At 71.6% G+C, this 25,142-nt stretch carries 28 protein-coding genes and 1 tRNA gene; 12 read left to right on the top strand and 17 right to left on the bottom strand.

Features of this window, described 5'->3' with window-relative positions:
- Positions 1-34 precede the first annotated feature (34 nt).
- The 8 genes from FYC51_RS07710 to FYC51_RS07675 form a co-directional block, all read right to left on the bottom strand.
- Positions 35-1,741 carry a protein kinase domain-containing protein gene (locus FYC51_RS07710; RefSeq protein WP_148733008.1) on the bottom strand — a complete coding sequence of 569 codons (1,707 nt, stop codon included), beginning with the start codon at positions 1,739-1,741 and terminating at the stop codon, positions 35-37.
- Positions 1,738-3,192, bottom strand: coding sequence for a peptidoglycan D,D-transpeptidase FtsI family protein (locus FYC51_RS07705; protein ID WP_148733007.1), 1,455 nt, complete (start codon positions 3,190-3,192; stop codon positions 1,738-1,740). Before FYC51_RS07705 ends, FYC51_RS07710 begins: the two co-directional genes overlap by 4 nt.
- Complete coding sequence (locus FYC51_RS07700; RefSeq protein WP_420797225.1) at positions 3,189-4,601, bottom strand: FtsW/RodA/SpoVE family cell cycle protein; 1,413 nt, start codon at positions 4,599-4,601, stop codon at positions 3,189-3,191. The genes FYC51_RS07705 and FYC51_RS07700 overlap by 4 nt, the downstream gene beginning before the upstream one ends.
- The gene (locus FYC51_RS07695; RefSeq protein ID WP_148733006.1) at positions 4,594-5,826 is read right to left on the bottom strand and encodes a PP2C family protein-serine/threonine phosphatase; all 1,233 of its coding nucleotides are present in this window, start codon (positions 5,824-5,826) and stop codon (positions 4,594-4,596) included. The genes FYC51_RS07700 and FYC51_RS07695 overlap by 8 nt, the downstream gene beginning before the upstream one ends.
- Before the next feature lie 3 nt (positions 5,827-5,829).
- A complete protein-coding gene (locus FYC51_RS07690; protein WP_148733005.1) occupies positions 5,830-6,363 on the bottom strand; it encodes an FHA domain-containing protein FhaB/FipA in 534 nt (177 codons plus the stop codon).
- On the bottom strand, positions 6,360-7,100 hold the full coding sequence (locus tag FYC51_RS07685; RefSeq protein WP_148733004.1) for an FhaA domain-containing protein: 741 nt from the start codon (positions 7,098-7,100) through the stop codon (positions 6,360-6,362). The genes FYC51_RS07690 and FYC51_RS07685 overlap by 4 nt, the downstream gene beginning before the upstream one ends.
- A gap of 62 nt (positions 7,101-7,162) precedes the next feature.
- Positions 7,163-9,673, bottom strand: coding sequence for a glycoside hydrolase family 65 protein (locus FYC51_RS07680; RefSeq protein WP_148733003.1), 2,511 nt, complete (start codon positions 9,671-9,673; stop codon positions 7,163-7,165).
- Complete coding sequence (locus tag FYC51_RS07675; protein ID WP_238476260.1) at positions 9,670-10,524, bottom strand: HAD family hydrolase; 855 nt, start codon at positions 10,522-10,524, stop codon at positions 9,670-9,672. The genes FYC51_RS07680 and FYC51_RS07675 overlap by 4 nt, the downstream gene beginning before the upstream one ends.
- A 389-nt stretch (positions 10,525-10,913) precedes the next feature.
- On the opposite strand from FYC51_RS07675, the gene FYC51_RS07670 reads away from it, so the two are divergent.
- Positions 10,914-11,000, top strand: a tRNA-Leu gene (locus FYC51_RS07670).
- Between the two features lie 96 nt (positions 11,001-11,096).
- Here the strand turns inward: FYC51_RS07670 and FYC51_RS07665 are convergent.
- Positions 11,097-11,321 carry a hypothetical protein gene (locus FYC51_RS07665; protein ID WP_148733002.1) on the bottom strand — a complete coding sequence of 75 codons (225 nt, stop codon included), beginning with the start codon at positions 11,319-11,321 and terminating at the stop codon, positions 11,097-11,099.
- Between the two features lie 123 nt (positions 11,322-11,444).
- Here FYC51_RS07665 and FYC51_RS07660 point away from each other — a divergent pair, with 123 nt between their 5' ends.
- Positions 11,445-12,122 (top strand): phosphatase PAP2 family protein, encoded by a 678-nt coding sequence (locus FYC51_RS07660; protein ID WP_148733001.1) that lies wholly within the window; start codon positions 11,445-11,447, stop codon positions 12,120-12,122.
- A 92-nt stretch (positions 12,123-12,214) separates the two neighbouring features.
- Here the strand turns inward: FYC51_RS07660 and FYC51_RS07655 are convergent, their stop codons facing one another.
- A complete protein-coding gene (locus tag FYC51_RS07655) occupies positions 12,215-12,592 on the bottom strand; it encodes a TIR domain-containing protein (RefSeq protein WP_148733000.1) in 378 nt (125 codons plus the stop codon).
- A gap of 48 nt (positions 12,593-12,640) precedes the next feature.
- Here FYC51_RS07655 and FYC51_RS07650 point away from each other — a divergent pair, with 48 nt between their 5' ends.
- Positions 12,641-13,393: a DeoR/GlpR family DNA-binding transcription regulator gene (locus FYC51_RS07650; protein WP_148732999.1), complete on the top strand. Its 753-nt coding sequence runs from the start codon at positions 12,641-12,643 to the stop codon at positions 13,391-13,393.
- On the opposite strand, the gene FYC51_RS07645 is transcribed toward FYC51_RS07650, so the two are convergent.
- Genes FYC51_RS07645 through FYC51_RS19415 form a run of 3 tightly spaced genes read right to left on the bottom strand, consistent with a single transcriptional unit; the run spans position 13,380 to position 14,835 of the window.
- Entirely contained in the window at positions 13,380-13,955 is a 576-nt protein-coding gene (locus tag FYC51_RS07645; RefSeq protein ID WP_148732998.1) for a DEAD/DEAH box helicase family protein, read from the bottom strand. The genes FYC51_RS07650 and FYC51_RS07645 overlap by 14 nt on opposite strands.
- Complete coding sequence (locus FYC51_RS07640) at positions 13,955-14,170, bottom strand: hypothetical protein (protein ID WP_148732997.1); 216 nt, start codon at positions 14,168-14,170, stop codon at positions 13,955-13,957. Before FYC51_RS07640 ends, FYC51_RS07645 begins: the two co-directional genes overlap by 1 nt.
- On the bottom strand, positions 14,167-14,835 hold the full coding sequence (locus tag FYC51_RS19415) for a winged helix-turn-helix domain-containing protein (RefSeq protein WP_238476259.1): 669 nt from the start codon (positions 14,833-14,835) through the stop codon (positions 14,167-14,169). The genes FYC51_RS07640 and FYC51_RS19415 overlap by 4 nt, the downstream gene beginning before the upstream one ends.
- A gap of 86 nt (positions 14,836-14,921) precedes the next feature.
- On the opposite strand from FYC51_RS19415, the gene FYC51_RS07630 reads away from it, so the two are divergent.
- The 6 genes from FYC51_RS07630 to FYC51_RS07605 all read left to right on the top strand — a co-directional run bounded on the left by FYC51_RS07630 (position 14,922) and on the right by FYC51_RS07605 (position 19,225).
- Positions 14,922-15,341 (top strand): DUF1801 domain-containing protein, encoded by a 420-nt coding sequence (locus tag FYC51_RS07630; protein ID WP_148732996.1) that lies wholly within the window; start codon positions 14,922-14,924, stop codon positions 15,339-15,341.
- A gap of 140 nt (positions 15,342-15,481) precedes the next feature.
- The gene (locus FYC51_RS07625; RefSeq protein ID WP_148732995.1) at positions 15,482-16,051 is read left to right on the top strand and encodes an NADPH-dependent FMN reductase; all 570 of its coding nucleotides are present in this window, start codon (positions 15,482-15,484) and stop codon (positions 16,049-16,051) included.
- Between the two features lie 79 nt (positions 16,052-16,130).
- Positions 16,131-16,931: an alpha/beta fold hydrolase gene (locus FYC51_RS07620; protein WP_148732994.1), complete on the top strand. Its 801-nt coding sequence runs from the start codon at positions 16,131-16,133 to the stop codon at positions 16,929-16,931.
- A 91-nt stretch (positions 16,932-17,022) separates the two neighbouring features.
- Positions 17,023-18,306: a flavin-dependent oxidoreductase gene (locus FYC51_RS07615; RefSeq protein ID WP_148732993.1), complete on the top strand. Its 1,284-nt coding sequence runs from the start codon at positions 17,023-17,025 to the stop codon at positions 18,304-18,306.
- Between the two features lie 3 nt (positions 18,307-18,309).
- On the top strand, positions 18,310-18,777 hold the full coding sequence (locus FYC51_RS07610; protein WP_148732992.1) for a MarR family winged helix-turn-helix transcriptional regulator: 468 nt from the start codon (positions 18,310-18,312) through the stop codon (positions 18,775-18,777).
- A 64-nt stretch (positions 18,778-18,841) separates the two neighbouring features.
- Positions 18,842-19,225 (top strand): DUF2255 family protein, encoded by a 384-nt coding sequence (locus FYC51_RS07605; protein ID WP_148732991.1) that lies wholly within the window; start codon positions 18,842-18,844, stop codon positions 19,223-19,225.
- A 49-nt stretch (positions 19,226-19,274) separates the two neighbouring features.
- On the opposite strand, the gene FYC51_RS07600 is transcribed toward FYC51_RS07605, so the two are convergent.
- The 3 genes from FYC51_RS07600 to FYC51_RS07590 all read right to left on the bottom strand — a co-directional run bounded on the left by FYC51_RS07600 (position 19,275) and on the right by FYC51_RS07590 (position 20,853).
- On the bottom strand, positions 19,275-19,979 hold the full coding sequence (locus FYC51_RS07600; protein WP_148732990.1) for an SOS response-associated peptidase: 705 nt from the start codon (positions 19,977-19,979) through the stop codon (positions 19,275-19,277).
- 51 nt (positions 19,980-20,030) lie between these two features.
- Positions 20,031-20,582 (bottom strand): YbaK/EbsC family protein, encoded by a 552-nt coding sequence (locus tag FYC51_RS07595; RefSeq protein ID WP_148732989.1) that lies wholly within the window; start codon positions 20,580-20,582, stop codon positions 20,031-20,033.
- Between the two features lie 64 nt (positions 20,583-20,646).
- The gene (locus tag FYC51_RS07590) at positions 20,647-20,853 is read right to left on the bottom strand and encodes a hypothetical protein (RefSeq protein WP_148732988.1); all 207 of its coding nucleotides are present in this window, start codon (positions 20,851-20,853) and stop codon (positions 20,647-20,649) included.
- 210 nt (positions 20,854-21,063) lie between these two features.
- Here FYC51_RS07590 and FYC51_RS07585 point away from each other — a divergent pair, with 210 nt between their 5' ends.
- Positions 21,064-21,543: a universal stress protein gene (locus tag FYC51_RS07585; RefSeq protein ID WP_238476258.1), complete on the top strand. Its 480-nt coding sequence runs from the start codon at positions 21,064-21,066 to the stop codon at positions 21,541-21,543.
- Positions 21,544-21,589: 46 nt separating this feature from the next.
- On the top strand, positions 21,590-22,507 hold the full coding sequence (locus tag FYC51_RS07580) for a DNA-3-methyladenine glycosylase family protein (protein WP_187432533.1): 918 nt from the start codon (positions 21,590-21,592) through the stop codon (positions 22,505-22,507).
- A 32-nt stretch (positions 22,508-22,539) separates the two neighbouring features.
- Here the strand turns inward: FYC51_RS07580 and FYC51_RS07575 are convergent, their stop codons facing one another.
- The gene (locus tag FYC51_RS07575; RefSeq protein WP_148732987.1) at positions 22,540-24,045 is read right to left on the bottom strand and encodes an FAD-binding oxidoreductase; all 1,506 of its coding nucleotides are present in this window, start codon (positions 24,043-24,045) and stop codon (positions 22,540-22,542) included.
- Positions 24,046-24,163: 118 nt separating this feature from the next.
- On the opposite strand from FYC51_RS07575, the gene FYC51_RS07570 reads away from it, so the two are divergent.
- Positions 24,164-25,084, top strand: a complete 921-nt coding sequence (locus tag FYC51_RS07570; RefSeq protein ID WP_338014682.1) for an LLM class flavin-dependent oxidoreductase — start codon at positions 24,164-24,166, stop codon at positions 25,082-25,084.
- The last annotated feature ends 58 nt before the right edge of the window (positions 25,085-25,142 follow it).

The raw sequence follows: 25,142 nt of genomic DNA, 5'->3' as shown, positions 1-25,142 counted from the left end.
CCTGCAGCTCCGTCCTTCGTCCTGTTCGCCTCGGTCAGTTCTCGATGCCCACCGTGAGGGGAGGCGAGAAGGGCGAGTCGAGCTGGCCGCAGAAGTAGCGGAACGTGACGTCGAACGAGCCGCCGGGCGTGTTGTTCACGTTGACCTGCGCACTGGTCGTGCCGGGGCCGAACACGGGGTTGTTCGGCACGGAGGCGTCGCCGGTGACGGCGACCTCGTAGCCGCTCAGCGTCTGGCCCGCCGGGCAGCTCTGGGCCGGCCAGTTGACCGTGATCTGGCCGACGTCGGGCTCGACGGGGTTCGTGTTCGTCGTGGGCGGCGACGAGGGCGCGCTCGGTGCCACGGGGTCGGTGAGGTACGTCAGCGTGATCGTGGTGCCGGGCTGCACCGGGCCGCTCGGGTTGACCTCCGACACCGTGTTGGCGAGCCCGGGCTCCGTCGCCGCCGCGCCGGCCTCGCGCACGACGGGCAGGCCGAGCGCCTCGATCTGCGCCGCCGCCTCGTCGACGTTCATGCCGATGTAGGCGTTGCGGTCGACCTGGATCGTCTGCGGAGCCTCGGTGGTCGGCGGTGCGCTCGGCGTGGTGGGCGGGGCGCTCGTGGACGTGGGCCGGCCGGTGGTCGCCGGGGGATCGTCGTTGCCCTGGTTCAGCGCCAGGGCGATGAGCGTGCCGATGAGCACGATCGCGAGGATGGCGATGAGCACGATGAGCGGCCACGTCCAGGGGCTCCGCTTCTTGGGAGCTGCCTCCTCCTCGATCGTCTCCTCTTCGCTCATGCCGGCTGCGCCGATCCCGGCGCCCGCGGAGGGGAGCACGGTGGTGGCCGCGGTGGCACCGGCGGCCGCGGGCATGAGCATCGTCGCCGCGGTGGCACCGGCGGCGCCGAGCACCGCGGGAACCGCGGCGGCCGCACCCTGCACGTCGCCGCGCCGCAGCGCCTGCGCGGCACGCGCGAGGTGCGCCGCCGACTGCGGACGGTCGGCAGGGTTCTTCGCGATGCACGCGTAGACGAGGTTGCGCACCGGCTCCGACACCGTGACGGGGAGGTCGGGCGGCGTCTCGTTGATCTGCGCCATCGCGATGGCGACCTGCGACTCGCCCGTGAACGGGCGGCGCCCGGCGAGGGCCTCGTAGGCGACGATGCCGAGCGAGTAGATGTCGGTCGTGGGTGACGCGGGGTGCCCCGACGCCTGCTCGGGCGAGAGGTACTGCACCGTGCCCATGACCTGGCCGGTCGCGGTGAGCGGCACCTGGTCGGCGATGCGCGCGATGCCGAAGTCGGTGATCTTCACGCGCCCGTCGGGCGTGATGAGCAGGTTGCCGGGCTTGATGTCGCGGTGCACGAGGCCCGCCGCGTGGGCGGCCTGGAGCGCCGCGGCGGTCTGGGCGACGATGTCGAGCACCTTGTCGGTGGAGAGCACGTGCTCGCGCTCGAGGATCGTCGAGAGCGCCTCGCCCGGGACGAGCTCCATCACGAGGTAGGCGCTGCCCTCCTCCTCGCCGTAGTCGAAGACGTTGGCGATGCCCTCGTGGTTCACGAGCGCGGCGTGGCGGGCCTCGGCGCGGAACCGCTCGAGGAAGCCGGGGTCGCCGAGGTACTCGTCCTTCAGGATCTTGATCGCGACCTGCCGCCCGATGACGAGGTCGGTGGCCTGCCACACCTCGCCCATGCCGCCGATGGCGATCCGGGACTGCAGTTCGTAGCGCCCTCCGAAGGTGAGCCCTGCGCTCGGTCTCATGTGTTCAGCACCGCCTCTAGTACCTGCTTTGCGATGGGTGCGGCGATGAGATTGCCGTACCCCTCCTGACCAAGTCCCCCGCCATCCTCCACGAGTACCGTGATCGCATACTGAGGGTTGTCGGCGGGGGCAAAACCTGTGAACCAGAGAGTGTAGGGGTCACTCTCTCCGTTCTCTGCTGTACCCGTCTTACCGGCCACGCTGACGCCGTCTATTCTTGCATTACTCGCGGCCCCGTTCTCGACGCCGTTCACCATCATCTGCACCATGGTGTTCGCCGTCTCCTCGCTGATCGCACGGCCGAATTCCGCGGGCTCGAACTCCTGCAGCGGCGTGAAGTCGGGAGCCGTGATGGCGTCGACGAGGTTGGGGTTCATCACGATGCCGCCGTTGGCGATCGCCGCGGAGACCATCGCCATCTGCATCGGCGTCGCGCGCACGTCGCCCTGTCCGAACGCGGTCAGCGCGGTCTGCGGCTCGTCGAGCACGCGGGGATAGGTGCTCACCTCGGTGAGGTTGGGGATGACGAACTCGGAGTTGAAGCCGAACTTCTCGGCCTGGTCGCGGATGGCGGCGTCGCCGAGCTCCATGCCGAGCTCGGCCATCGGGATGTTGCACGAGAGTCGCAGCGCGTCGGCCAGCGTGACCTCGGCGCCGGGGCCGCAGGTGCCACCGCCTGAGTTCCGCACGACCGCGTCGGTGCCGGGAAGCGTGAGCGACGCAGGGTTCGGGAACGTCGACTCGGGCGTGTAGCGCCCGGACTCGAGGGCCGCGGCGGTGACGACGAGCTTGAACGTCGATCCGGGGGGGTTCATGTCGCCGCCGGTCGCGCGGTTGAACAGCGGGTCGCTCGGGTCGGCGAGCAGGCCGTCGAACGTCGCCTGCACCTGCTCGCTGTCGTGCACCGCGAGCGAGTTGGGGTCGTACGTCGGCTTCGTCACCATGGCGAGGATGCGTCCGGTCGCCGGCTCGGTGAGGATGACCGCGCCCGTGTAGTCGCCGAGCGCGTCCCATGCGGCCTGCTGCGCGACGGGGTCGATGGCGACCTCCACGGACGCCCCCATCGGGTCCTGGCCGGAGATGATGCGGTTGAGCGAGTCGAAGAACTGGCTCGAGCTCTGCCCGCTCAGGTAGTCGTTGAGCGAGCGCTCGAGGCCGGTCGCCTCGCCGTTGACGGGGATGTACCCGGTCACGGGCGCGAACAGCGGGCCATTCGGGTAGACGCGCTGGAACTTGTAGACGTCGTCGGACGGCTGCGAGAACGCGATCGGCTCGCCGCCGACCAGGATCGGGCCGCGCTCGACCGAGTAGCTCTCGTAGAGCGTGCGCGAGTTGCGCGGGTCCGCGGCGAGGGCCTCGGCCTGGGCGTACTGGATGACCGTCGTCGACACGAAGAGCGTGAGGAACATGAGCAGCACGACGATCGTGACGCGCTTGAGTTCGCGGTTCATCCGTCGATCACCAGCCTCGGATGGTTGCGCACGGTGTCGGACAGCCTGAGCAGCAGCGCGACGATGATCCAGTTCGCGACGAGCGACGAACCGCCCGCAGCCAGGAACGGCGTGGTCAGGCCCGTCAGCGGGATGACACGGGTGACGCCGCCCACCACGATGAAGACCTGCAGGGCGATGACGAACGCGAGTCCGACGCCGAGGAGCTTGCCGAAGTCGTCCTGGCCGGCGAAGCCGATGCGGAACCCGCGCGCGACGAGCAGCACGTAGAGCGCGAGGATCGCGAAGATGCCGGCCAGCCCGAGCTCCTCGCCGAGGCTCGCGATGATGTAGTCGCTCTGCGGGACCGGCGTGATGTCGGGCCGGCCCTGTCCCCAGCCGGTGCCGATGAGGCCGCCGTTCGCGAGGCCGAACAGCCCCTGCACGAGCTGGTAGCTGCCGCCGAACTCCTGGTCGAAGCGGTCGGGGCTGAACGGGTCGAGCCAGTTCGCGAAGCGGTTGCTCACGTAGTCGAGCGTCTGGCTCGCCACCAGTGCGCCGCCGATGAACAGCGTGAGTCCGAGCACGACCCACGACAGGCGGCTGGTGGCGACGTAGAGCATCACGAGGAACAGCCCGAAGTAGAGGAGGGCGGTGCCGAGGTCGCGCTGGAACACGATGACGGCCATCGACAGGGCCCAGACGACGAGCAGCGGACCGAGGTCGCGGGCGCGCGGGAACTGCATGCCGAGGAACTTCGTGCCCACCATCGACAGTGAGTCGCGGTTGCGCACGAGGTAGCCGGCGAAGAACACCGCGAGCGCGATCTTCGCGATCTCGCCGGGCTGGAAGGTGGCGAAGTCGCCCACGCCGATCCACACGCGCGCGCCGCTCACCTCGCGACCAATGCCGGGCACGAGCGGCAGCAGGAGCAGCACGATGGCGATGAGACCCGAGAGGTAGGTGTAGCGGAACAGCACGCGGTGGTTGCGGATCAGCAGCATCGTGGCGATGGCGGCCACGATCGCGATCGCGCTCCAGACGATCTGGCGCACCGACGCGCTCTCCCAGCCGCCCTCGCCGTTGGCGATGTCGATGCGGTAGATCATCGCGATGCCGAGTCCGTTGAGCACGGTGGCGATCGGCAGCAGGAACGGGTCGGCGTCGCGGGCGACGAAGCGCATCGCGATGTGCAGGCCGAACACGAGCGCCGAGAGGCCGGCGCCGAGCAGCACGAGCTGCGTGTCGATGCGGCCCATGGCGCCGAGCTGCACGAGCACGATCGCAGCGGAGTTGATGATGCACGCCACGACGAGGAGCCAGAGCTCCATGTTGCGCAGCTTCTGCGGCAGGCGGATGCGACGCACGGATGCGGTGGGCGGCCCGCCCGAGCGGGGTGCCTCCGCCGTGCGTCCTGCGGCGTCAGTCAACGGAGTCCTCCAGTCGCTGGACGATGCGGTAGGCCTCGGAGAACGAGCTCGCGCTGATCGTCTGCTCCACGCGCTGCTGGTCGTACGTGCGCAGGTCGGCCACGTCGATGGTGGTCTCGGTGTGCAGCTCGTGCAGCGAGATCGGCCCGAGGTCCTGCTGGATGCCCTGGTAGATGGCAACCCGGCCGTTGTACTCGCCCACGTAGTAGCGCGTCTGCGTCCACTGGTAGCCGAGCACGAACGTCGTGACGATCGCGGCGACGAGCAGCACGATCCAGAAGCCCCACATCCAGCGGCGACGGCGACGGCGACGCGCGTCCTCCTCGATGAGCTCGTCGAAGTAGTCCTGGGAGTCGGGCTCGAAGTGCGTCTCCTGCACCGGGTGGGGGCGCAGGGTGGGTAGGCGGATGCCGCGGGCGCGCACCGGCTCCGCCGCTGCGCCGAACGCGAGCGGGGCGGCCGCCGAGCCGACGACGAGGGGCGGCGTCTCGGGGGCGGGCGGATCGCCCACGTCGATGACGACCACGGTCACGTTGTCGGGCGCTCCGCCGTCGAGCGAGGCCTTCACGAGCCGGTCGGCGACCTGCTTCGCGCCGGCGTCCGCGGACATGAACTCCTGGATCTCGTCGAACGAGACGACACCGGACAGGCCGTCGGAGCAGAGCATCCACCGGTCGCCCGGAGCGGTGTCGAGCACCATCGAGTCGATCTCGGGCGAGCTCTCGACGTCGCCGAGCACGCGCATGAGCACCGAGCGACGCGGATGCACCATGGCCTCCTCGGCCGTGATGCGACCGGCGTCGACGAGACGCTGCACGAACGTGTGGTCGGTCGTGATCTGGCTGAGCTCGCCGGAGCGCAGCAGGTAGATCCGGGAGTCGCCGATGTGGGCGATGACGACGCGGTCTTCCTCGAGGAGCAGCGAGCTGACGGTCGTGCCCATGCCGGTGAGCTCCGAGTGGTCGGCGACCGTCTCGGCGAGCTGGCGGTTGGCGGCGACCAGGGCACCCTCGAGGGCGGCCGCGGCCTCGGGCGCCGTGCCGTAGTCGGCGTCGGCCTCGGCGATGCGGCGGGTCGCGATGGCGCTCGCGATGTCGCCGCCGGCGTGTCCGCCCATGCCGTCGGCGACGAGGAAGAGCCGCCGCCCGGCGTAGCCGGAGTCCTGGTTGTTCGAGCGGATCCGGCCGACGTGCGAGACCGCCGCGCTCGCCTTGACGTTCGCCATCGGCTACCGTCGCAGCTCGAACGTCGTCGCTCCGACCTTGACCGTGGCTCCGAGCGGGATCGGCGTCGGCACGGTCACTCGGGAGCCGTTGAGGAACGTGCCGTTCGTGGAGTCGAGGTCCTGGATCATCCAGCGGCCGTTCCACAGCATGAGTCGGGCGTGGTGGGTGGACGTGTAGTCGTCGCGGATGATGATCGCCGAGTCGCTCGACCGGCCGATGGTGATCTCGTCGCGGCCGAGCGGGAACTCCGCCCCGGCCTTCTGCCCGCTCGTGATGACGAGGCGGGTGGCGTTCTCGGTGGAGGCGGTCTCGCCTCCGGGGCCCGAGGCGGGCGCGGCCGGGTGAGCCGACGGGGCGGGCGCTGCGGCGGGGAAGGCGGCCGCGGGCGCCGGCGCGGCCGCCGCGGCTTCGGGCTGCAGCTTGCGCACGCGCTGTCCGAACAGGTCGCTGCGCAGCGAGTACACGATCGCGAAGACGAAGACCCAGAGCAGGACGAGGAAACCGAGTTGGAGGACCAGGAGGGTGAGTTCGCTCATTCGCCGGGCCCCCAGAACCCGCCCATGTCGTGGCGCTGCGTGGCGGGGTCGGCGCCATGGCCGGCGGGCGCGGAGGCCTGGGCCAGCACGCGGAACACGATCCGCGAGCGGCCGATGGTGATGACGGCGTCGGGCTCGAGCACGGCCTCGCGCACGGGCGCGCCGTTGAGCTGGGTGCCGTTCGTCGAGCCGAGGTCGCGCACGCGGGCGCGCGTGCCGTCCCACTGCACCTCGGCGTGACGACGCGAGGCGCCGGAGTCGTCGAGGGTCAGGTCGGCGTCGCTGCCGCGGCCGATGACCGTGCGGCCCTTCAGGATCGGGTAGCGCTTGCCGCCCACGTCGAGCACGGGCGTCCAGGCGACCTGGCCCTTCACGTTGCGGGAGTCGACCTGCACCATCCCCTCGGAGAGGCCCGGATCGGGCTGGAGCGCGATCGAGATGCCGCCCGCGAACTGGAAGCGCTGGCTGGCGGCGTGCTTCTGCACGAGGTCGGTGAGCTCGTCGATGAGGGCCGGGCCGAGGCCCGCCATGCGGTCGTGGTCGGTCGGCGACATGCGCACGGTGAACGTGTTCGGCACGAGCACGCGGTCGCGCGAGACGACCGCCGCCTTCGTGTCGATCTCGCGCTTCAGCGCCGCCGTGATCTCCACGGGCTGCAGCCCCGAGCGGAAGGTCTTCGCGAATGCGCCGTTCACGGCGCGTTCGAGACCCTTCTCGAAGTTGTCCAGTAGGCCCACAGGTCTCCCGATCCCGTTCGTGATGGTGTCATGGTAGCCGCAGCGGCTGTGAACGCCCGATGTCAGTCGATCGGAATCGCCGTTTCCTCCTCGTCGACGTCGAGCGACAGCGTGGGGATCGATGCGGTGAGCAGCGTGCCGTCCGCGCGGCGCGATCCGGCGACGTCGCGCATGGTCGGAGCGCCGTACAGCCGGGGGCCCTGGCCGTCGAGCGGGACGCTGACCGGGGCATCCGCCGTGACGACCACGTCGGCGCCGCGCACCTTCACCCGCGCCTCGTCACCGGCCTCCACGACGAACGTGATCGACTCGGCCTCGAGCTCCACGCGCAGGCGGGTTCCGCGAAGCGTCAGGCGGTAGACCAGCTTGCGCCAGTCGTCGGGCAGGCGCGGGTCGAACGAGAAGACGCCGTTGTGGTCGCGGAACCCGCCGAAGCCCGACACGAGCGCGGCCCACACGCCGCCCGTCGAGGCCACGTGCACGCCGTCGGCCGCATTGTGGTGCAGGTCGGCGAGGTCGACGAAGAGCGCCGATCGGAAGTACCGCATGGCCAGCTCGTGGTAGCCGACCTCGGCGGCGATGATGGACTGCACGACCGCCGACAGCGTCGAGTCGCCCGTGGTCAGCGGGTCGTAGTACTCGAAGTTCGCGCGCTTCGCCTCGGTCGAGAACCGGTCGCCCTGCAGGTACAGCGCGAGCACCACGTCGGCCTGCTTCAGCACCTGGAACCGGTAGATGACGAGCGGGTGGTAGTGGAGCAGCAGCGGCCGGCGGTCCTCGGGGGTGTTCTCGAGGTCCCACAGCTCCTTCTGCAGGAACGCGGAGTCCTGCGGGTGGATGCCGAGCTGCTCGTCGTAGGGGATGTGCATGTGCGCGGCCGCGCGACGCCAGCTCGCCACCTCGGCCGGGGTGACCTCGAGGCGTGCGACCAGCTTGTGGTACGCGATCGGGTCGTTGACCTGCAGGTTGTCGACCGCGGATGCCGCGGCAGCGAGGTTCGCCCGCGCCATGACGTTCGTGTAGAGGTTGTCGTTCACGACCGTCGTGTACTCGTCGGGCCCGGTGACGCCGTGGATGTGGAACACGTCGTCGGCGCCCGTGCGCCAGAACCCGAGGTCCTCCCACATGCGCGCGGTCTCGACGAGGATGTCGATCGCGCCGCGGGCGAGGAAGTCGACGTCGCCCGTCGCGGCCACGTACTGGCAGAGGGCGAAGGCGATGTCCGCGTCGATGTGGTACTGCGCGGTGCCGGCCGCGTAGTACGCGCTCGACTCGAGGCCGTTGATGGTGCGCCAGGGGAAGAGGGCCCCGCGCTGGTTGAGCTCGAGCGCGCGGCCGCGGGCGGCGTCGAGCATCCGCTGCCGGAATCGCAGCACGTTGCGCGCCACCACGGGGGCCGTGTAGCTGAGGAACGGCATGACGTAGATCTCGCTGTCCCAGAAGTAGTGGCCGCCGTAGCCCGACCCCGAGACGCCCTTCGCGGCGACGCCGTCGCCGTCGGTGCGCGCGGTGGCCTGCGCGAGCTGGAACAGGTTCCAGCGGATGGCCTGCTGCAGCGCCGGGTGGCCCTCGATCTCGACGTCGGAGCGCGCCCAGTAGTCGTCGAGCCACGAGTGCTGCTGGTCGAAGATCTCGGCCACGCCGAGCTCGGCCGCCCGATCGAGCGTGCGGTCGGCGCGGTCGACGAGCTCGCGCGCCGGAACGGTGCGGGCCGTGTGGTAGCTGATCGCCTTCGTGATGCGGATCGGCTGGCCCTGCTTCGCGTGCACCCGGTAGATGTGCTTGGCGAGGTCGTCGCCGATCGTGCCCGACTCGGTGAACTCGTTCTCGGTCTCGATCGAGTGCTCGGCGCCGATCGCCATGGTCATGCCCGAGTTCGTGGACTGGTAGCCGAGCATGTAGCGCGATCCCTCGGCGCGCTTCACTCGCGGCTGCAGCACGCGCTCGGTGAACTGCTCCGCCTTGCGCGGGTCGAAGGCGCCCTGCGGCTCCTGCACGCCCGACCGGTACTCGTCGCGGCCGTCCTGGCGGTTCAGGATCTGGCTCGAGATGGTGACCGCGGCATCCGCGTCGAGCAGTTCGACCTCGTAGTCGATGAGGGCGAGGTGCCGGTCGGTGAACGACACCATGCGCCTGCTCGTGATGAGCACGCGCTTGCCCGACGGCGTGCGCCACTCGATCGAGCGCGAGAGGGAGCCGAGGCGGAAGTCGAGTCGGCGCTCGTAGGCGAGGATCTCGGCGACCGTGATGACGAGCGGCTCGTCGTCGACGTAGAGGCGGATGACCTTGGCGTCGGGTGCGTTCACGATCGTCTGGCCGACGCGGGCGAATCCGAACGCCTCCTCGGCGTGACGGATCGGCCATGTCTCGTGGAACCCGTTCACGAACGTGCCGTGCATGTGGCCGTCGCGGCCCTCCTCGACGTTGCCGCGCAGGCCGAGGTAGCCGTTGCCCACGGCGAAGAGGGTCTCGGTGCGGCCCATGTCGGCCACGCCGAACTCCGTCTCGATGAACGCCCACTCGTCGATGGGGAACCGGCTGCGGTTCAGCGGGTCGTGGTCGGCGAACCTCATGCAGGTTCCTCTCGGGTGCTGGGGGCGGGGGAGTCGGTGGGGTTCGGGGGGACATCGGAGGCCGCGGTGCCGGCCGATGCGGTGCCGGATGCCGCGGCGGCGCGCTCGACGGCGGGGATGAGCTCGTCGAGCTCGTCGACGATCACGTCGGCGCCGAGCTCCCGGAGGGCATCGCGGCCGACGCCGCGATCGACCCCGATGACGATACCGAACTCTCCCGCCGCTCCGGCCTTCACGCCGGACTCCGCGTCCTCGACCACGGCGCACTCCGCGGTGTCGAGGCCGAGCAGCTCGGCGGCGCGCTCGAAGGTGTCGGGCTCGGGCTTGCCGGGCAGGCCGTCGCGGGCGGCGACGGCGCCGTCGACGACGACCTCGAACCGCTCGGCGAGGCCCGCGGCGGCGAGCACCGACGGCGCGTTCTTCGAGCTCGAGACCACGGCGACCCTCGCTCCCGCGCGCGTGACCGCGTCGAGGAACGCGACGCTCGCCGGATAGGCCGCCACGCCCTCCTCGGCGAGCGTGGCGTTGAAGGCGTCGTTCTTGCGGTTGCCGAGGCCGTGGACCGTGTCGGCGGTCGCGGCATCCGTCACCTCGCCCTCGTCGACGACGATGCCGCGGCTGGCGAGCAGCGACCGGACCCCGTCGTACCGGGGCTTGCCGTCGATGTAGGCGAAGTAGTCGTCGTCGGAGTACGGCTTCGCGCCATGCGCCTCAAGGAAGGGCGTGAACAGCCGCGACCACGCGTGCATGTGCACGACCGCGGTGGGCGTGAGCACGCCGTCGAGGTCGAACAGGTAGCCGCGGATGCCGCTGAGGTCGGCCGCCTCGGGGGCGATGGGGGAATGGGTCACGGGGCGATCCTTTCGTCTCGTCGCGTCGGTGGGGGAACGTCTCGTCGCTTCGGTCGGTGCGGGCGCCAGAACCTCTGTCGATGCTAGGGCTGCATCGAGGGTGAGCGCGAGGGCCGGATGCCACGTTGCCGGGGTGGTTGCGGGTCGGGGGTCGGGTCTGGGAGCATGGGCGCCCCTCGGCGGGGGCGTGTCGCGAGCTCGGGGTGGCCCGACCGGCGATGCAGGAACTCCCGGGTCGACCACGGCGTGTCGGGGTCAGCTGAGCGGCGAGTCTCCGATTCCTTCCTGCATCCGGTGCTCGATTCGGAGGCCGTGGCCGCCGAATGGCGATCGCCGCGACGAGATGTTAGTCTCGGTTGGCTGGTTCGCACCTGTGTGCGTCGCAGCATGCGCAAGTGGCGGAATAGGCAGACGCGCACGGTTCAGGTCCGTGTGCCCGTGAGGGCGTGGGGGTTCAACTCCCCCCTTGCGCACCAAGGTCAGACAGAACGGCCCGGGTCATCGACCCGGGCCGTTCTGTCTGTCGGGGCCGACCCCCCGACGAAGACGGTGCTGAGCAGCGTCAGGACCGCTCAGTCGCAGAGACCCCTGGCGATCTCCTTCTTGCCCTGGCCGCCGACGGCCGTGACGACGTCTCCGACGTTCGTGAATCCGAGGGCGCCTTCGGTGTTGATGGTCTTGTGCACCTGGCCGAAGCAGGCAGCATCGGAGGGTGCGGCGTGGGCGGCGCCGGCGGCGCCGACGACGCCGAACGCAGCGAGAGCGGCGATGAATCCGGTGGCGAGAATGCGCTTCATTGGAATTCCCTTCAATCGGCGGGCGCGAATGCACCCGATACCAGTACTTCTCCTCCCGGGGCGGGTTCGGATGCACGTCGTCGCATGATTCTTCCGGCCGGGCCCGGTGGCTAGGCTGCGGGCATGCGCTCGTTCCTCCGCTCGTTCGTCCTTCCGGGGCTCGGGGCGATCGCGGTGCTCGCCGCAACCGGTCGAGTCGTACGGCTCGTCGGCGGCGACAACCCCCTCGAGGACCGGCCGGTACGCGCGCTGCAGGCGGCGTTCGGCCACCGGCCCGACGACGACGGCGCGCTGCTCGATCCGCCCGAGACTCGCGAGCTGCTCGATCGCGTCACCGCCCCGCTCTCCTGGTACTCGGGGGTGCCGCAGACGATCGCGAACGGGGCGTTGTGGTGCGGCGTGACGTGGTGGCTCACGCGCGACCGCCGCTCCGCCATCGCCCCGGGTGCGGTCCTCGCGCTCGAGACGGCATGCTTCGTCGGATCCGCGGCACTCGTCGGACGGCCGCGACCCCGGGGCGTGTGGCGGCCGGAGCATCCGCACGCGACGTCGTCGTTCCCGTCGGGGCACACGGCGGCGGCGGTCGCGATCCACACCACCCTCGCCGACCTGCTCGAACGGCATGGAGGCCGCGGCACCCGCGTCCTCGGGCCGCTGCTGCGGTACGGGATTCCCGGTGGCATCGCGCTGTCGCGGATCTACCGCGGCCAGCACCACATCTCGGACACGGTCGCGGGCGTGCTGCTCGGGCGCTGGAGTGCAGCCGTGGTCCGGCGGGAGCTGCTCTCGGCCGAGCGGTGACGCGCCACCGCTGCACCACTTCGGCGTGGTCTGCGCCAGTCGAATGGGCGCGTCGGAGGCCGAAGTGGCGCAGAACCGCCGGGGAAGACCGGTCAGGCGGCGGCGGCCGCCGCGTCGGGGATCTCGTCGATCGAGGCGTAGACCGGGATGCCGCGCTCCCGTGCGATGGCGACGTCGAGGTCGGCCCCGCGTGAGTCGCCCGGCAGGCGCAGCACGGCGTCGCAGTGCTGGAGGAGCCGGTGCGCGGTGGGGTAGACCACCTCATCGGCCAGGGGATCGGCGATGCCGGCCGCGCCGGCGCTCGAGAGCACGGGCAGCGCGACCCACTCGCCGATCATCGGCACGTGGCCCTTGCGGAAGATCGGCCACGCGGCCTCCTCGAGCCGGCGGAGGTTCCGGTCGAGGAGGACGGGGTCGTCGCCCGTGCCCGAACGGTAGGGGCCGGCGATGAGGATGAGCTTGGATTCCATGGTTCGACACCATAGTATGGATAAACGCGCAAAAACAAGGAGAACCGTGTGCTGACTGCGCAACGCCGGGATCTGCTGCTCGAACGACTCCGTCGCGACGGACGGCTCGTCGCGCGCGAGATCGCGGGCGAGCTGGGCGTCACCGAGGACATGATCCGCCGCGACCTGCGCGAGCTCGCCTCCGCGGGACTCGTGCAGCGCGTCTACGGCGGCGCGCTCCCCGTGTCGCCCGCCGTGGCCGACTACGCCGCGCGCACCTCGGTCGCGCCCGGGGGCAAGCGTCACGTCGCGGCATCCGCTGCGGCCCTCGTCACGCCGGGATCGGTGGTCGCCCTCGACGGCGGAACGACCGCGCTCGCCGTGGTCGATGCGCTGCCGCGCGACCTGCGGGCGACGATCGTGACGCACAGCCCCACGATCGCGGTGGCGCTCGCCGGCCACCCCGACATCGACGTGGAGATCATCGGCGGCCGGCTGTTCCGGCACTCGATGGTCGCCTCGGGCGCGACGGCGCTCGAGGCCGTCTCCCGCCTGCGGGTCGACCTGTTCCTGCTCGGCGTCACCGGCGTGCACGCCGAGGCGGGACTCACGACCGGCGATCGCGACGAGGCCGCGCTGAAGCGCGCGATCGCGGCGCGGGCCGGTGACACCTACGTGCTCGCGAGCTCCGAGAAGATCGGCGCGGCATCCGCGTTCGAGGTGCTGCCGCTGGCGGCCGTGAGCGGCGTCGTGACCGACGCCGACGACGGCCCGGCGATGGCGGCGCTCGCTGCGGCCGGGGTGCAGCTCATCCGCGCCTGACGTCGTCGGGCGCGACGGATGCCGCAAGGGCCGCCTCGAGCGCCGCGAGCCGCTGCACCGGGGTGCCCGAGATCTCCACGACGGCGGCGTGCTCGCCGACGAGACCGGTGTCGTGGACGAGCTCGAGCAGGACGTCGTTCATCGCCTCGCGAAGCGCCGGGTCCTCGGACCCGTCGACGTCGATGCGATCGGAGCCCGAGCCGAGGGGGAGCACGACGAGCAGGTCGATGCAGCGCATGCCCGCCGCCGCCAGCGGCTCGGCGCGCGCGGTGAGATCGGCCGATCGGCCACCACGGTCGAGCTCGTCGAGCGCCATGAGATAGGCGAGGAAGTCGAGCGGCGATCGCTCGGCGATCGCTCGCTCGCCCGGACCGTGTTCGCCGGAACTCCGCACCGCGAGCTGCAGTTGGCGGAAGAAGCTGCCCGCATCGGGCGCCTCGAGGTCCTCGTCGAGCCACTCGTAGGGCTCGGGCTCGTGCTCGTACTCTCGATGCGCCGCCAGGAAGTCGGCGACGAGCGTGCTCTTGCCGCTCGCGTGCGTGCCCGCGACCGCGATGCGCATCAGATGAGCGGGGCGTGCGTGGTCGACGCGATGAGCGCGTCGCGGCGGTGACGGGCCTCGGATGCCTCGGCGGCGAGGCGGACCGCCTCGAGGTGCTGCGCGCGTCGGCGCAGGGCGTGGGCTCGGCCCCAGGCCTCGAGGGCTCGGCCGGCGCGGATGGCGGCGGCGGCGATCCCCGTGGCGGGGGAGGCGGGTCGGGTGAGAGTGGCGCTCATGACGGGTCCTCCGTTCGTGCGTCGTGTTCGGTTCGTGCGTCTTCGGTTCGTGCGTCGTCTTCGGTGGCCGCGCCCCGCACGAGCGGGAACGCGTTGAGGTGCAGCTGCACCGGGCGTGCGCCCGGCGAGGGGTTGCCGCGGAATCGGTCGATGTAGCCCTGCACGACGACCTCGACGTCGCGCGCGACGGCGCGGAGCTCGTCGGGCGTGAGGCGGAGGTTCACCGTGTCGCTCGTCGCGGCGTCGATCCATTCGGGACCGAAGGCGCCCTCCCCCTCGACGAGGAACTCGTGGTAGTTCTGCTGGCGCCCGCGCTCCCACTCGTTGGTGATGAGCTGGGTCGCCAGGCGCTCGGCGCTGCCGGCTGCGAAGACGCGGGCGTCGGGGGTGGCGATGCCGCCGGGCCGACGTTCCCACCAGCGCTCGCGTGCGGTGCCGCGCCCCTTCACCTCGCGCACGAGGTCGTGCTTCTCGAGCTGCCGGAGGTGATAGCTGGTCGCTCCGCTCGATTCGCCCAACCGGTCGGCCAAGCCGGTCGCCGTGAGCGGCCCGTAGGCCGAGAGCTCGTCGAGGATGCGGATGCGGAGCGGGTGGGCGAGCGCCCTCAGGGCCGCCGCATCGAGCATCGCCTCGTGCAGCTTCGGGGTCTCGTCGTGCTCGCTCATGATGCAAAGGTACCTCTGCAAAGTTTTATTTGCAAGTGTTTCTTTGGAAGATTCCGAACGTCGGGCGCGCCTGTCACACTGGGGCCATGGCCGAGGGGATCGTCACGACGACGGACGCCGAGTTCCGCGGCATCCTCGAGGGCCGCCCAGAGGCGGTCGTCGAGGTCGCGCTCGCTGCGCGCCGCCTGATCCTCGACGTGTTGCCGCAGACGGTCGAGGTCGTCTGGCCGACGCAGCGCAGCGCGGGCTACGGCACGGGTCCCCGCAAGATGACCGACCACTTCGCGTGGATCCTGCCCTACGACCGGCACGTCGCGATGGCGTTCCCGTACGGCGTCGAGCTCGACGACCCGGCTGGGCTGCTGCAGGGCACCGGCGCAAAGATCCGCAACGTGCGGCTCGCGACGCTCGACGACGTGGCGCGCCCCGAGCTCCGCCGGCTCCTCGAGACGGCGATCGGGCATCGGGTGCCGCCGCCGCCCGCCGAGATCACGGTCGAGTCGTAGTCGATCCGGCGGGCGCATGCCGCGACGAACCCGCCGGATGCCGCGTCCCGCTCGGTGAGCGTCGTCGTCACGGCATCCGCAACCCTCTGCTGCTTCGTCGGCACGCTCCGTAGCGTGGCGACGGAGAGTGAGGAGAGATCATGCCCACCTACCGCGTCGGCTACTTCGTCGGGAGCCTGTCGTCGACCTCGATCAACCGCGTGCTGTCGAAGGCGCTCATCAACCTGGCGCCGCCCGACCTCGAGTTCACCGAGATCCCGATCGGCAGCCTGCCGCTCTACAGCCAGGACTACGACGACGACTACCCGCCCGAGGCCATGGAGCTGAAGGAGGCGATCGGACGCTCGGACGCCGTGCTGTTCGTCACGCCCGAGTACAACCGGTCGATCCCGGGAGCCCTGAAGAATGCCATCGACTGGGCGTCACGCCCGTGGGGCCAGAACTCGTTCGACCACATCCCGGCGGCCGTCATCGGGGCATCCGTCGGCTCGATCGGCACGGCTGTCGCGCAGCAGAGCCTGCGCGCCGTGCTGAGCTTCTGCAACGCGCGGCAGATGACCGCGCCCGAGGCCTACATCCAGTTCTCGCCCGAGGTGTTCCGGGACGACGGGAGCGTCGCGAAGGAGAGCACCGAGGCATTCCTCACCGAGTTCATGCGGGAGTTCCGCGTGCACATCGAGCGCGTGCTGACGGTGCTGCCTCGGCAGTGACGACGGGCGTTGTCGTCGCCGGGTCGATGTGCGACGGCCCGGACGATGCCGGCCGCGGCGGCGGAGGAGAATGGCCGACATGATCGACGCGATCCCCGCCCTCACCGAGATGCCGTCGCCGCAGTACGTGATGTCGGGCGACGGCCGCCGCATCGCGACCTACCTCTGGGGCGAGGAGGACGCCCCGACCGTGCTCGCGGTCCACGGGTTCGCGTCGAGCTGCCGCGACAACTGGGTGAACACGGGCTGGGTGCGCGACCTGACGCGCGCGGGCTACCGCGTGCTGGGCGTCGACCAGCGCGGACACGGAGCGAGCGACAAGCCGCACGACCCGGGTGAGTACACGATGGACGCCCTGGTCGGCGACCTCGTCACGGTGCTCGACACCTACCTCCTCGACACCGTGCTCTACGTCGGGTACTCGCTCGGCGCGCGCGTGGGCTGGCAGGTCGCCGTGCAGGTGCCGCATCACGTCGAGCGCGCGGTGCTCGGCGGCATCCCCGACGGTCGCCCCCTCGCGCGCCTGCAGATCGACCAGGCCCGCGCGTATGCCGAGCACGGCACGCCCGTCGAGGACCCGGTCACCCGGAACTACGTGACGCTCGCCGAGCGCGTCGCGGGCAACGACCTGCGTGCGCTCATCGCGCTCGCCGAGGGCATGCGGCTCGGCGACGCCGACCCCGACCCGTCGAATCCGCCCGCGCAGCGCGTCCTGTTCGCGACGGGCTCCGAGGACGCGATCCTCGAGCGCTCGCGCTCGCTCGCCGCGGCCACGCCGAACGGCACGTTCGTCGAGCTGCCCGACCGGCACCACTTCAATGCGCCGGGGTCGCGCGTGTTCCGCACGGCCGCGCTCGAGTTCCTCGCCGGGCGCGACTGAATCGCGCCGTCCGGCCGCGGCATCCGCTCGCTTGACACGCTCGATGCTTTTGTGGCAAAACTGTTCACACCACGGAGCAAGGAGGCCCCTCGTGCGCATCGTCATCGTCGGAGCCGGGATCGGCGGACTCGTCGCCGCGCTGAGCCTGCACGCGGCCGGGCACCGCGGCATCCGGGTCGTCGAGCGGGTGCGCGAGCTGCGGCCCCTCGGCGTCGGCATCAACCTGTTGCCGCATGCGGTGCGCGAGCTCACCGAGCTCGGCCTGGGGGAGCAGGTGGCGCGCATCGGCGTCGCACCCGCGCGGCTCGCGTACTTCAACCGCCACGGCCAGCCGATCTGGAGCGAGCCGCGCGGCCTCGAGGCCGGCTACCGCTGGCCGCAGCTGTCGGTGCATCGCGGCGAGTTCCAGCTGCTGCTCGTCGAGGAGGTGGAGCGGCGGCTCGGCGCCGGCACCGTGCGGCAGGGCCTGCGGCTGACCGCGGTCGACCACGGCGCGGGCGACGGCGGCGCCGACGTGGCGCGCTTCGCCGACGCATCCGGTGCGATCACCTCGATGGAGGCCGACGTGATCGTCGCGGCCGACGGCATCCACTCCGCGATCCGCCGGCAGCATCATCCCGACGAGCACGGCCCCGTCTGGAACGGGCTGGTCCTCTGGCGCGGCACGGCGATCGTGCCCGCCTACCTCGACGGCCGCACGATGATCATGGCCGGCGACGGCGAGCAGAAGTTCGTCGCGTACCCCCTGGCGGCACCGGATGCCCCGGCCGGCCTGTCGCGGGTCAACTTCATCGCCGAGCGACGCGCGCCCGAGGGCGCTGAGGCCCAGTCCGACTGGAACCGCCCGGTCGACCCCGCGCCGATCGTCGACCTGTTCGCCCACTGGAGGTTCGACTGGCTCGACGTGCCGTCGGTCATCGGGTCGGCGGAGCGCATCCTCGAATACCCGATGGTCGACCGCGACCCGATCCCGCGGTGGACGTTCGTCCGCACGGTGCTCCTCGGCGACGCTGCGCACGCGATGTACCCGAACGGCTCGAACGGCGCGTCGCAGGCGATCCTCGATGCCCGCACCCTCGCGCATCGGCTGGCGACGGAGCCGACGATCGAGGGCGCGCTCGCCGCGTACGAGGACGAGCGTCGACCGGCCACGGCGCGCCTGCTCGAGATGACCCGGCGTCTCGGCCCCGAGCAGGTCATGCAGCTCGCCTACGAGCGCGCGCCGGGCGGCTTCGCCGACGTCCACGACGTGATCCCGCAGGCTGAGCTCGAGCGCATCGCCCGCGACTACAAGGTGGCCGCCGGCTTCGACCCGGCGCGCCTCAACGAGCGGTCGTCGCTGAGCGTGCCGGCCACGTCGCCGCAGGGGGTGTGACGGATGCCGGATACCGCCGCCAGGCTCGGCAGCCTCATCTCGCCGCTGCGTCGTTCGCTGCTCCGGGTCGCCCGGTCGTCGGAGCACCTGCCCGAGATCCCCGACGCGCAGGTCGAGCTGCTCCGGGCGCTGCCCGCCGGGCGCGAGTCCTCGCCGGGCGAGCTCGCCGACGAGCTGGGCCTCAGCCGCCCGACGATCAGCAACCTGCTGCGGGACATGGAGCGCGCGAAGCTCGTGACCCGGCGGGGCGCCACCGACGATCGTCGCAGGGTCGTCGTCGCGGCATCCGATCGAGCCCTCGACCTCCTCGCGCGGTTCGACCGGGCCAGCGCCGCCGTGCTCGCCGAGGTGCTCGGTCGGCTGAGCGACGACGACCGTCGCGCGCTCGACGCCGCCCTGCCCGCGCTCGAGCGATTGCGCGACGCGGTCGAGGACGTGTCGCATCACCGCGCCGAAGGAGGCCTCCGATGACGGCTCCATGGGGACATCGGCGCAAGGGGTCGCCGATCTCGGGCCCGGGTGTCAGGATCGAGCCATGAGCACCTGGACGAGCGACGAGCTCGACCGCATCGCGGGAGCGGAGGAGCTGCGCGTCTCCTCCCGCCGCCGAGACGGCAGCTTCAGCAGGCCGATCATCATCTGGGTCGTGCGCGTCGGCGACGACCTCTTCGTGCGCAGCGCGTACGGGCCCGACAACCCCTGGTTCGTCAACGCGCGGCGTCGCGGTCGCGGGCGCATCACGGCGGGCGGCGTCGAGCGCGAGGTCGACTTCGCGGATGCCTCGGGCGCCGATCCCGAGGCGATCGATGCGGCGTACCACGCGAAGTACGACCCCATCAGCAGCCCGCGCATCGTCGCGACGGTCGTCGGCGAGAAGGTGCATCCGCTCACGCTGCGGCTCGACGCGCGCGGGGACTGAGCGCGACGCGCTCGGGCACGACGCGCGCCGCGGCAACGGCGCAGCCCCCTCAGCCGAGCGGCTCGATGAGCGTCGCGTCGTCGGGGTTCGCGGTGCGCGAGTTGTTGACCTTCCGGTCGACCTCGTAGCTCGTGATCGACGAGGCGACCTTGTCGGACTCGCCCGTGAGCAGCGCGACCATCTGCTCCTTGCCGGAGTCGTCGAGCTTGACGGGCGCGAGGTACTCGTCCCACACGTCGCGCTCGAGGAACACGGGCATGCGGTCGTGGATCTCGCCCGAGGCATCCTTCGCCTCGCGCGTGATGATCGACATCGAGACCTCCCACTCGTCGTCGACCTTGCGCGCGGTGTAGATGCCGGCCGCGGCGAGCAGCGGCGCCTCGCCGTGCAGGAACCAGGCCTGCTTGCTTCCCGGCTCACCCGTCCACTCGTAGTAGCCCCGCATCGGCACGAGGCAGCGCGAGGAGGCGAAGGCGCCCTTCCACAGCCCGTTGGTGGCGACCGTCTCGATGCGCGTGTTGAACTGCGGCCGCTTCGAGTCCTTCATGAACGACGGGTGGAAGTTCCACACCGCGGCGTCGACCGAGCGGGTGACCTCGCCCGTGTCGGAGTTCTTTCGCTCGCGCACGATCGGCACGACCTGCGTAGGTGCGATCGAGTACGAGGGCCTCCAGTCGCGGTAGTCGCCGCCCTCGGCGACGAACTCCTGGATCATCTCGTCGACCTTGGCGTCGTTCGCGAAGCGTCCGCACATGCTGCCAGTCTGCACCCGCCCGCCGACACGGGGTACCCGTCGAGCGCGGAGCTAGGCGCCCTGCGCCAGCGCGAGCACCTCGGCGTTCGGCAGCGCCGCGAGGAACGACCCCGGCACGAGCAGCTTCGAGCCGCGGATGCCGCTGCCGATGATCAGTCGCTCGTGCGTCGCCACCGACTCGTCGATGAGGATCGGCCAATCGGCAGGCAGCCCGACGGGCGTGATCCCGCCGTACTCCATGCCCGTCAGGGCGACGGCGTCGTCCATCGAGGCGAACGAGAGCTTGCGCGCGTCCAAGTGGCGGCGCACCACGCCGTTCACGTCGGCGCGGTCGGAGCCCCGCACGAGGCACGCCGCATGCCAGGTGCGCTCGCCGCGGCGGGCCTGCACGACGACGCAGTTGGCCCCGTCGGCCATGGAGATCTCGTAGTGCTCGCAGAAGGCGGCGGTGTCGGCGAGGCCCGGGTCGATCTCGGCGACGAGGGCGCCCGCGGCATCCGCCGTCGACTCGGCGTCGGTGGCGGCGAGGAACTCGGCGGTCGGTGCGGCGAGCAGGTCGGGGCGTGCGAGGGCCGGCACGAAGTCGAGCGTTCCGAAGCGCATGCAGCGAGCCTACGCGGATGCCGCGCGCAGCGGTCGTCGGGGCATCCGTCTGCTCAGGCGGCCGTCAGCGGCCGGCGTCGTCTCCCGCGGGTTCGGGCGCTCCGCCCGACGCGGTGTCGGCGGCCACCGTCTCGTCGCCGGCTTCCTGCTCCTCGGGCAGTCGGATGTCGTTGCCGTCCGGCCGATCGCGGTCGGCACCGTCGCCGGTGCCGTCGTCGGGGTTCTCGCCCGGGCCGTCGGGCTCGGTGGGGGTGATCTCCGGATCGGACATGGGACTCCTCACGCTCGGGATGCGTCGACCGTAGGTCTCCTCCCGACCCGGCGTCGAGGCCCTTGCGGGGCGCGGGTCGGCGGGGGTATGCATCGAGCGCCGGCGCTCGCGGTTCCGCCCGGCGACCCCTGCGGCGGCTGGCCGGCGACCCTTGCGGAGGGCCCGCGAGCGACCCTTGCGGCGGGCCCGCGCCGCGAGGAGGATGCGGACATGCCCGAGAGCCTTCGGGACGCGCATCCGCCCGACCCGCACCCCGAGCCCGAGCCCGGACCGCCGGCGATGATCGTCGGGGTCGACGGCTCGGAGTCCTCGATCGCAGCGCTCCGCTACGCGGCCGGACTCGCCCCGCGACTCGACCTGCGCGTCCGGGCGCTCGCCGTGTGGAACTACCCGTCGTTCATCTACGGCGGCTACTACCCGCAGCTCGACTGGACCCCCGAGGACGACGCCGAGCGCATCGTGGGCCGGGCCGCCGACGAGGTGTTCGGCGAGGTGCGCCCCGAGTGGTTCGCGACCCGGACGCGCCGCGGTCGACCGGCCGAGGTGCTCATCGACGAGTCGGCGCACGCCGAGATGCTCGTGCTCGGCAGCCGCGGGCACGGCGGTTTCGCCGGGCTCCTGCTCGGATCGGTGAGCGCCGCGTGCGCCGAGCACGCGCACTGCCCGGTGCTCGTCGTTCACGGGCGGTGAGCGGATGCCGCATCCCGCTGTCAGCCCGGTGGTGCACACTGGACGCGTGATCGCCGAGCACGAGCTGACCTGGAGCCCGCGGCATCCGACCGACCTGGTGCAGACCGTCGGCTCGCTGCGCCGTGGCCCGGCCGACCCCACGTACCTCCGCGACGCCTCGGGCGCCGTGTGGCGCACCACGCGCACCGACGAGGGCGTCGCCACGCTGCGCTTCACGCAGCCCGCGGCCGACGAGCTCCGCTGCGAGGGGTGGGGTCCCGGAGCGCGTGCGGCGGTCGCGACGGCGCCCGACGTGCTCGGGGAGCGCGACGATCCCGCGACGTTCGCCCCCCGCATCGGCCTCCTCGACGACGCGCACCGCCGCAACCCCGGCCTGCGCATCCCGCGTACCGGCCGCGTGTTCGAATCGCTCGTGCCCGCGATCCTCGAGCAGAAGGTCATCTCGGTGCAGGCGCACGACTCGTGGCGCACGCTCGTGTGGCGGTTCGGCGAGGAGGCGCCCGGTCCGACGCCGCGCCGCATGCGCGTGACCCCGTCGCCGTCCCGCTGGGCCTCGATTCCGACGTGGGAGTGGCACAAGGCCGGCGTGGACCCGCGACGGGCGCGCACGATCGCGAACGCCGCCCGCTACGCGTCACGCCTCGAGGAGGCGGCGGGCATGAGCACGACGGATGCCGCAGCTCGCCTCACCCTGATGCCCGGCGTCGGCGCGTGGACTGCGGCCGAGGTCGCGCAGCGCGCGTTCGGCGACGCCGACGCGCTGTCGGTGGGCGACTACCACCTCTCGAACTACGTCGGCCACGCGCTCTGGGGCCGTGACATGACCGATGACGAGATGCTCGAGGCGATGACGCCCTGGGCCGGACACCGCTACCGCGTCGTGCGCCTGCTCGAGGCGGCGGGCGTGCGCGGTCGCCCGCGGCGCGGGCCACGCATGTCGTTCGTCGACCACCGGGCGATCTGACGCGGCATCCGTCGTCCGAACGCCCGACGTGTTCAGGCGCTCGGCGTGATGCCCTGCGCGGAGGCGAACACGCCTCGCGGGTCCCACGTCGACTTCACCTCGCGGAGTCGCTCGAGGTTCTCCGCGAAGTACTGCGCCTCCCAGTCCTCGATCGCACGATTCGGGAAGTTCTGGTAGCTCTCCCTGGGCGTGTGCGGGTCGAGCACGTCGATGGCCGCGGCCGTCCACTCCTCGAGATCGGCGACGAGCGAGGCATCCGTGAGGTTCGCCCAGACCGGCGTGGGCCGCAGCAACGACGTCATCCCGCGATGGACGTAGGCGGTGTCGGTGCGGCCGACGGCATCGATCACGGGCCCGCCGACCCACCCGATCATCCAGAACTGCACGTTGGTGGTCGCCGAGCGGCTCGGTGCGTCCGCCAGCAGGTCGACGACGCGTGCGAGCGCCGCCTCGGGCAGGGGTGCGTCGGCATACCGCGAGATGTCGCCCCACGAGTGGTTCTCGGATGCGGGGTTGGTGAAGCGGGGGGCGACCTCCCAGAACGGCTCCACCCGGACATCGGTGGTCGACGGTTCCGCCGCCTCGAGGAGCGGGGCCACGATGGCCCGGAAGTCCTCCTCGGATCCGAGGAACTGGCCGCGCACGAAGACGTCCATCGCCGCCCGGGGTCCGTCGTCGCCGACCGGCGTGGCCTGCACGCCCGCCGACGCGATGAACTCGGCCGGCGCCGACTGCTGGATGCGATCGAGTTCCACGAGGACGGCGAGTGCGGCATCCGCGCCCGTCCACGCGAAGCGGTAGTAGACGATGTCGTCACGCGGCACCCGGGCGGCGTCGAACCGGAACTCGGTGACGACGCCGAAGGTGCCGCCCGTGCCGCCACGCAGCGCCCAGAACAGGTCGGGATGCTCGTCGGCGCTCGCGTCGACGACCTCGCCGTCGGCCGTGACGACGCGCGCCGATCGCAGGTGGTCGCTCGTGAGTCCCGCCCAGCGGGAGTGGTAGCCGATGCCGCCCCCGAGCGCGAGCCCTCCGACGCACACGCTGAGGCACGTGCCGGCGGGGAGCAGCCAGTCGCTACCGACTGTCGCCTCGAGCACGTCGGCGTTGGTCGCCGCGCCGCCCACCGTCATCAGCCCATCGGACCCCACGTCGACGTCGGAGAGCTGCGACAGGTCGATCACGAGGCCCCTCGTCGTCGAGAGGCCGCCGTAGCTGTGGCCGCCGCCGCGCACGGCGATCGGCAGCCCCTGTTCGGCGGACCACGAGAGGCACGTCGCGACGTCACGGTCGTCGGCGACGCGGACGGCGAGCTGCGGCACGGTGTCGGCGTACCGCCCGTTCCGCGGCATCCAGGCCTCGGTGAAGCCGCCATCGCCCGACACGAGGACCGTGCCGCGGATCCGGCGCCGCAGTGATTCGACGGCGGATGCCTCGAGCCGCACCCAATCGGTCGGGAACGTGCATCCGGCGAGACCGACGCCCGCCGCGGCGAGTGCCCCGGCGAGCAGGAAGGTGCGGCGGTCGATCGTCGACACGTTGCCGACGCTATCGAGGCGTGCGGTCGGGCGCCAGACCGCGAGCGGGGGTCGCCGCGCTCGCACCGGATCGGTGTCATCGGGTGCGCTCACGGCAGTTGCTGCAGCACGATGGATTATGTCCAAGGCGTTCGTCGATCGGAGCACGATGCACTACGGCCACGAGTTGCAGTTCGGCACCTTCGTCACGCCGCGGAACGACCCGCCCGACTTCGCGGTGCGGCTCGCCCTGCTCGCCGAGGCCTCGGGCTTCGACCTCGTGACGTTCCAGGACCACCCGTACCAGCCGCGGTTCCACGACACGTCGACCCTGCTCGCGTGGGTCGCGGCGCGGACCGAGCGGGTGCACCTCGCGGCGAACGTCGCGAACCAGCCGCTGCGCCAGCCCGCCGTGCTCGCCCGGGCGACCGCGAGCCTCGACCTGCTCTCGGGCGGTCGATTCGAGCTCGCCCTCGGCGCCGGCGCCTTCTGGGACGCGATCGAGGCGATGGGCGGTCGTCGGCTCTCGCCCGGGCAGGCCGTCGACGCGCTCTCGGAGGCGATCGACATCATCCGCGGCATCTGGGATCCCGCGGATCGGACCCGTTTCGAGGTGGACGGCGCCTACCACCACGTCAGCGGCGCGAAGCGCGGACCCGCTCCGGCGCACGACATCCCGATCTGGATCGGCGCCGTGAAGCCGCGGATGCTGCGCCTGACCGGCCGCAAGGGCGACGGCTGGGTGCCGTCGCTCGCCCGGCTCGAGCCCGGCGCGCTCGCCGAGGGCAACGCCCGAATCGACGAGGCCGCGGCCGACGCCGGACGCGACCCGCGCGAGATCAGGCGCCTGCTCAACGTCGGCGGACGCTTCTCCGCCGACGGCACCGGATTCCTCGACGGACCGCCTGCGGAGTGGGTCGAGGACCTCCTGCCGTACGCGATCGACGACGGCATCGCGACGTTCATCCTCGCGAGCGACGACGCCTCGACGATCGAGCGCTTCGCGGCCGAGGTCGCGCCCGCATTGCGCGAGGCGGTCGCGCGCGAACTCGCGCGGTAGGGGCGTCGGCACGCATCGGTCCGCGTGGGGCATCGGCGCAGGTGATCGGGTCGTCTCT

It is taken from the genome of Agromyces mariniharenae, from assembly GCF_008122505.1.
Lineage (GTDB): Bacteria > Actinomycetota > Actinomycetes > Actinomycetales > Microbacteriaceae > Agromyces > Agromyces mariniharenae.
The sequence above is the reverse complement of the archived record's forward strand: the minus strand, read 5'-3'. Positions and strand labels throughout refer to the sequence as shown.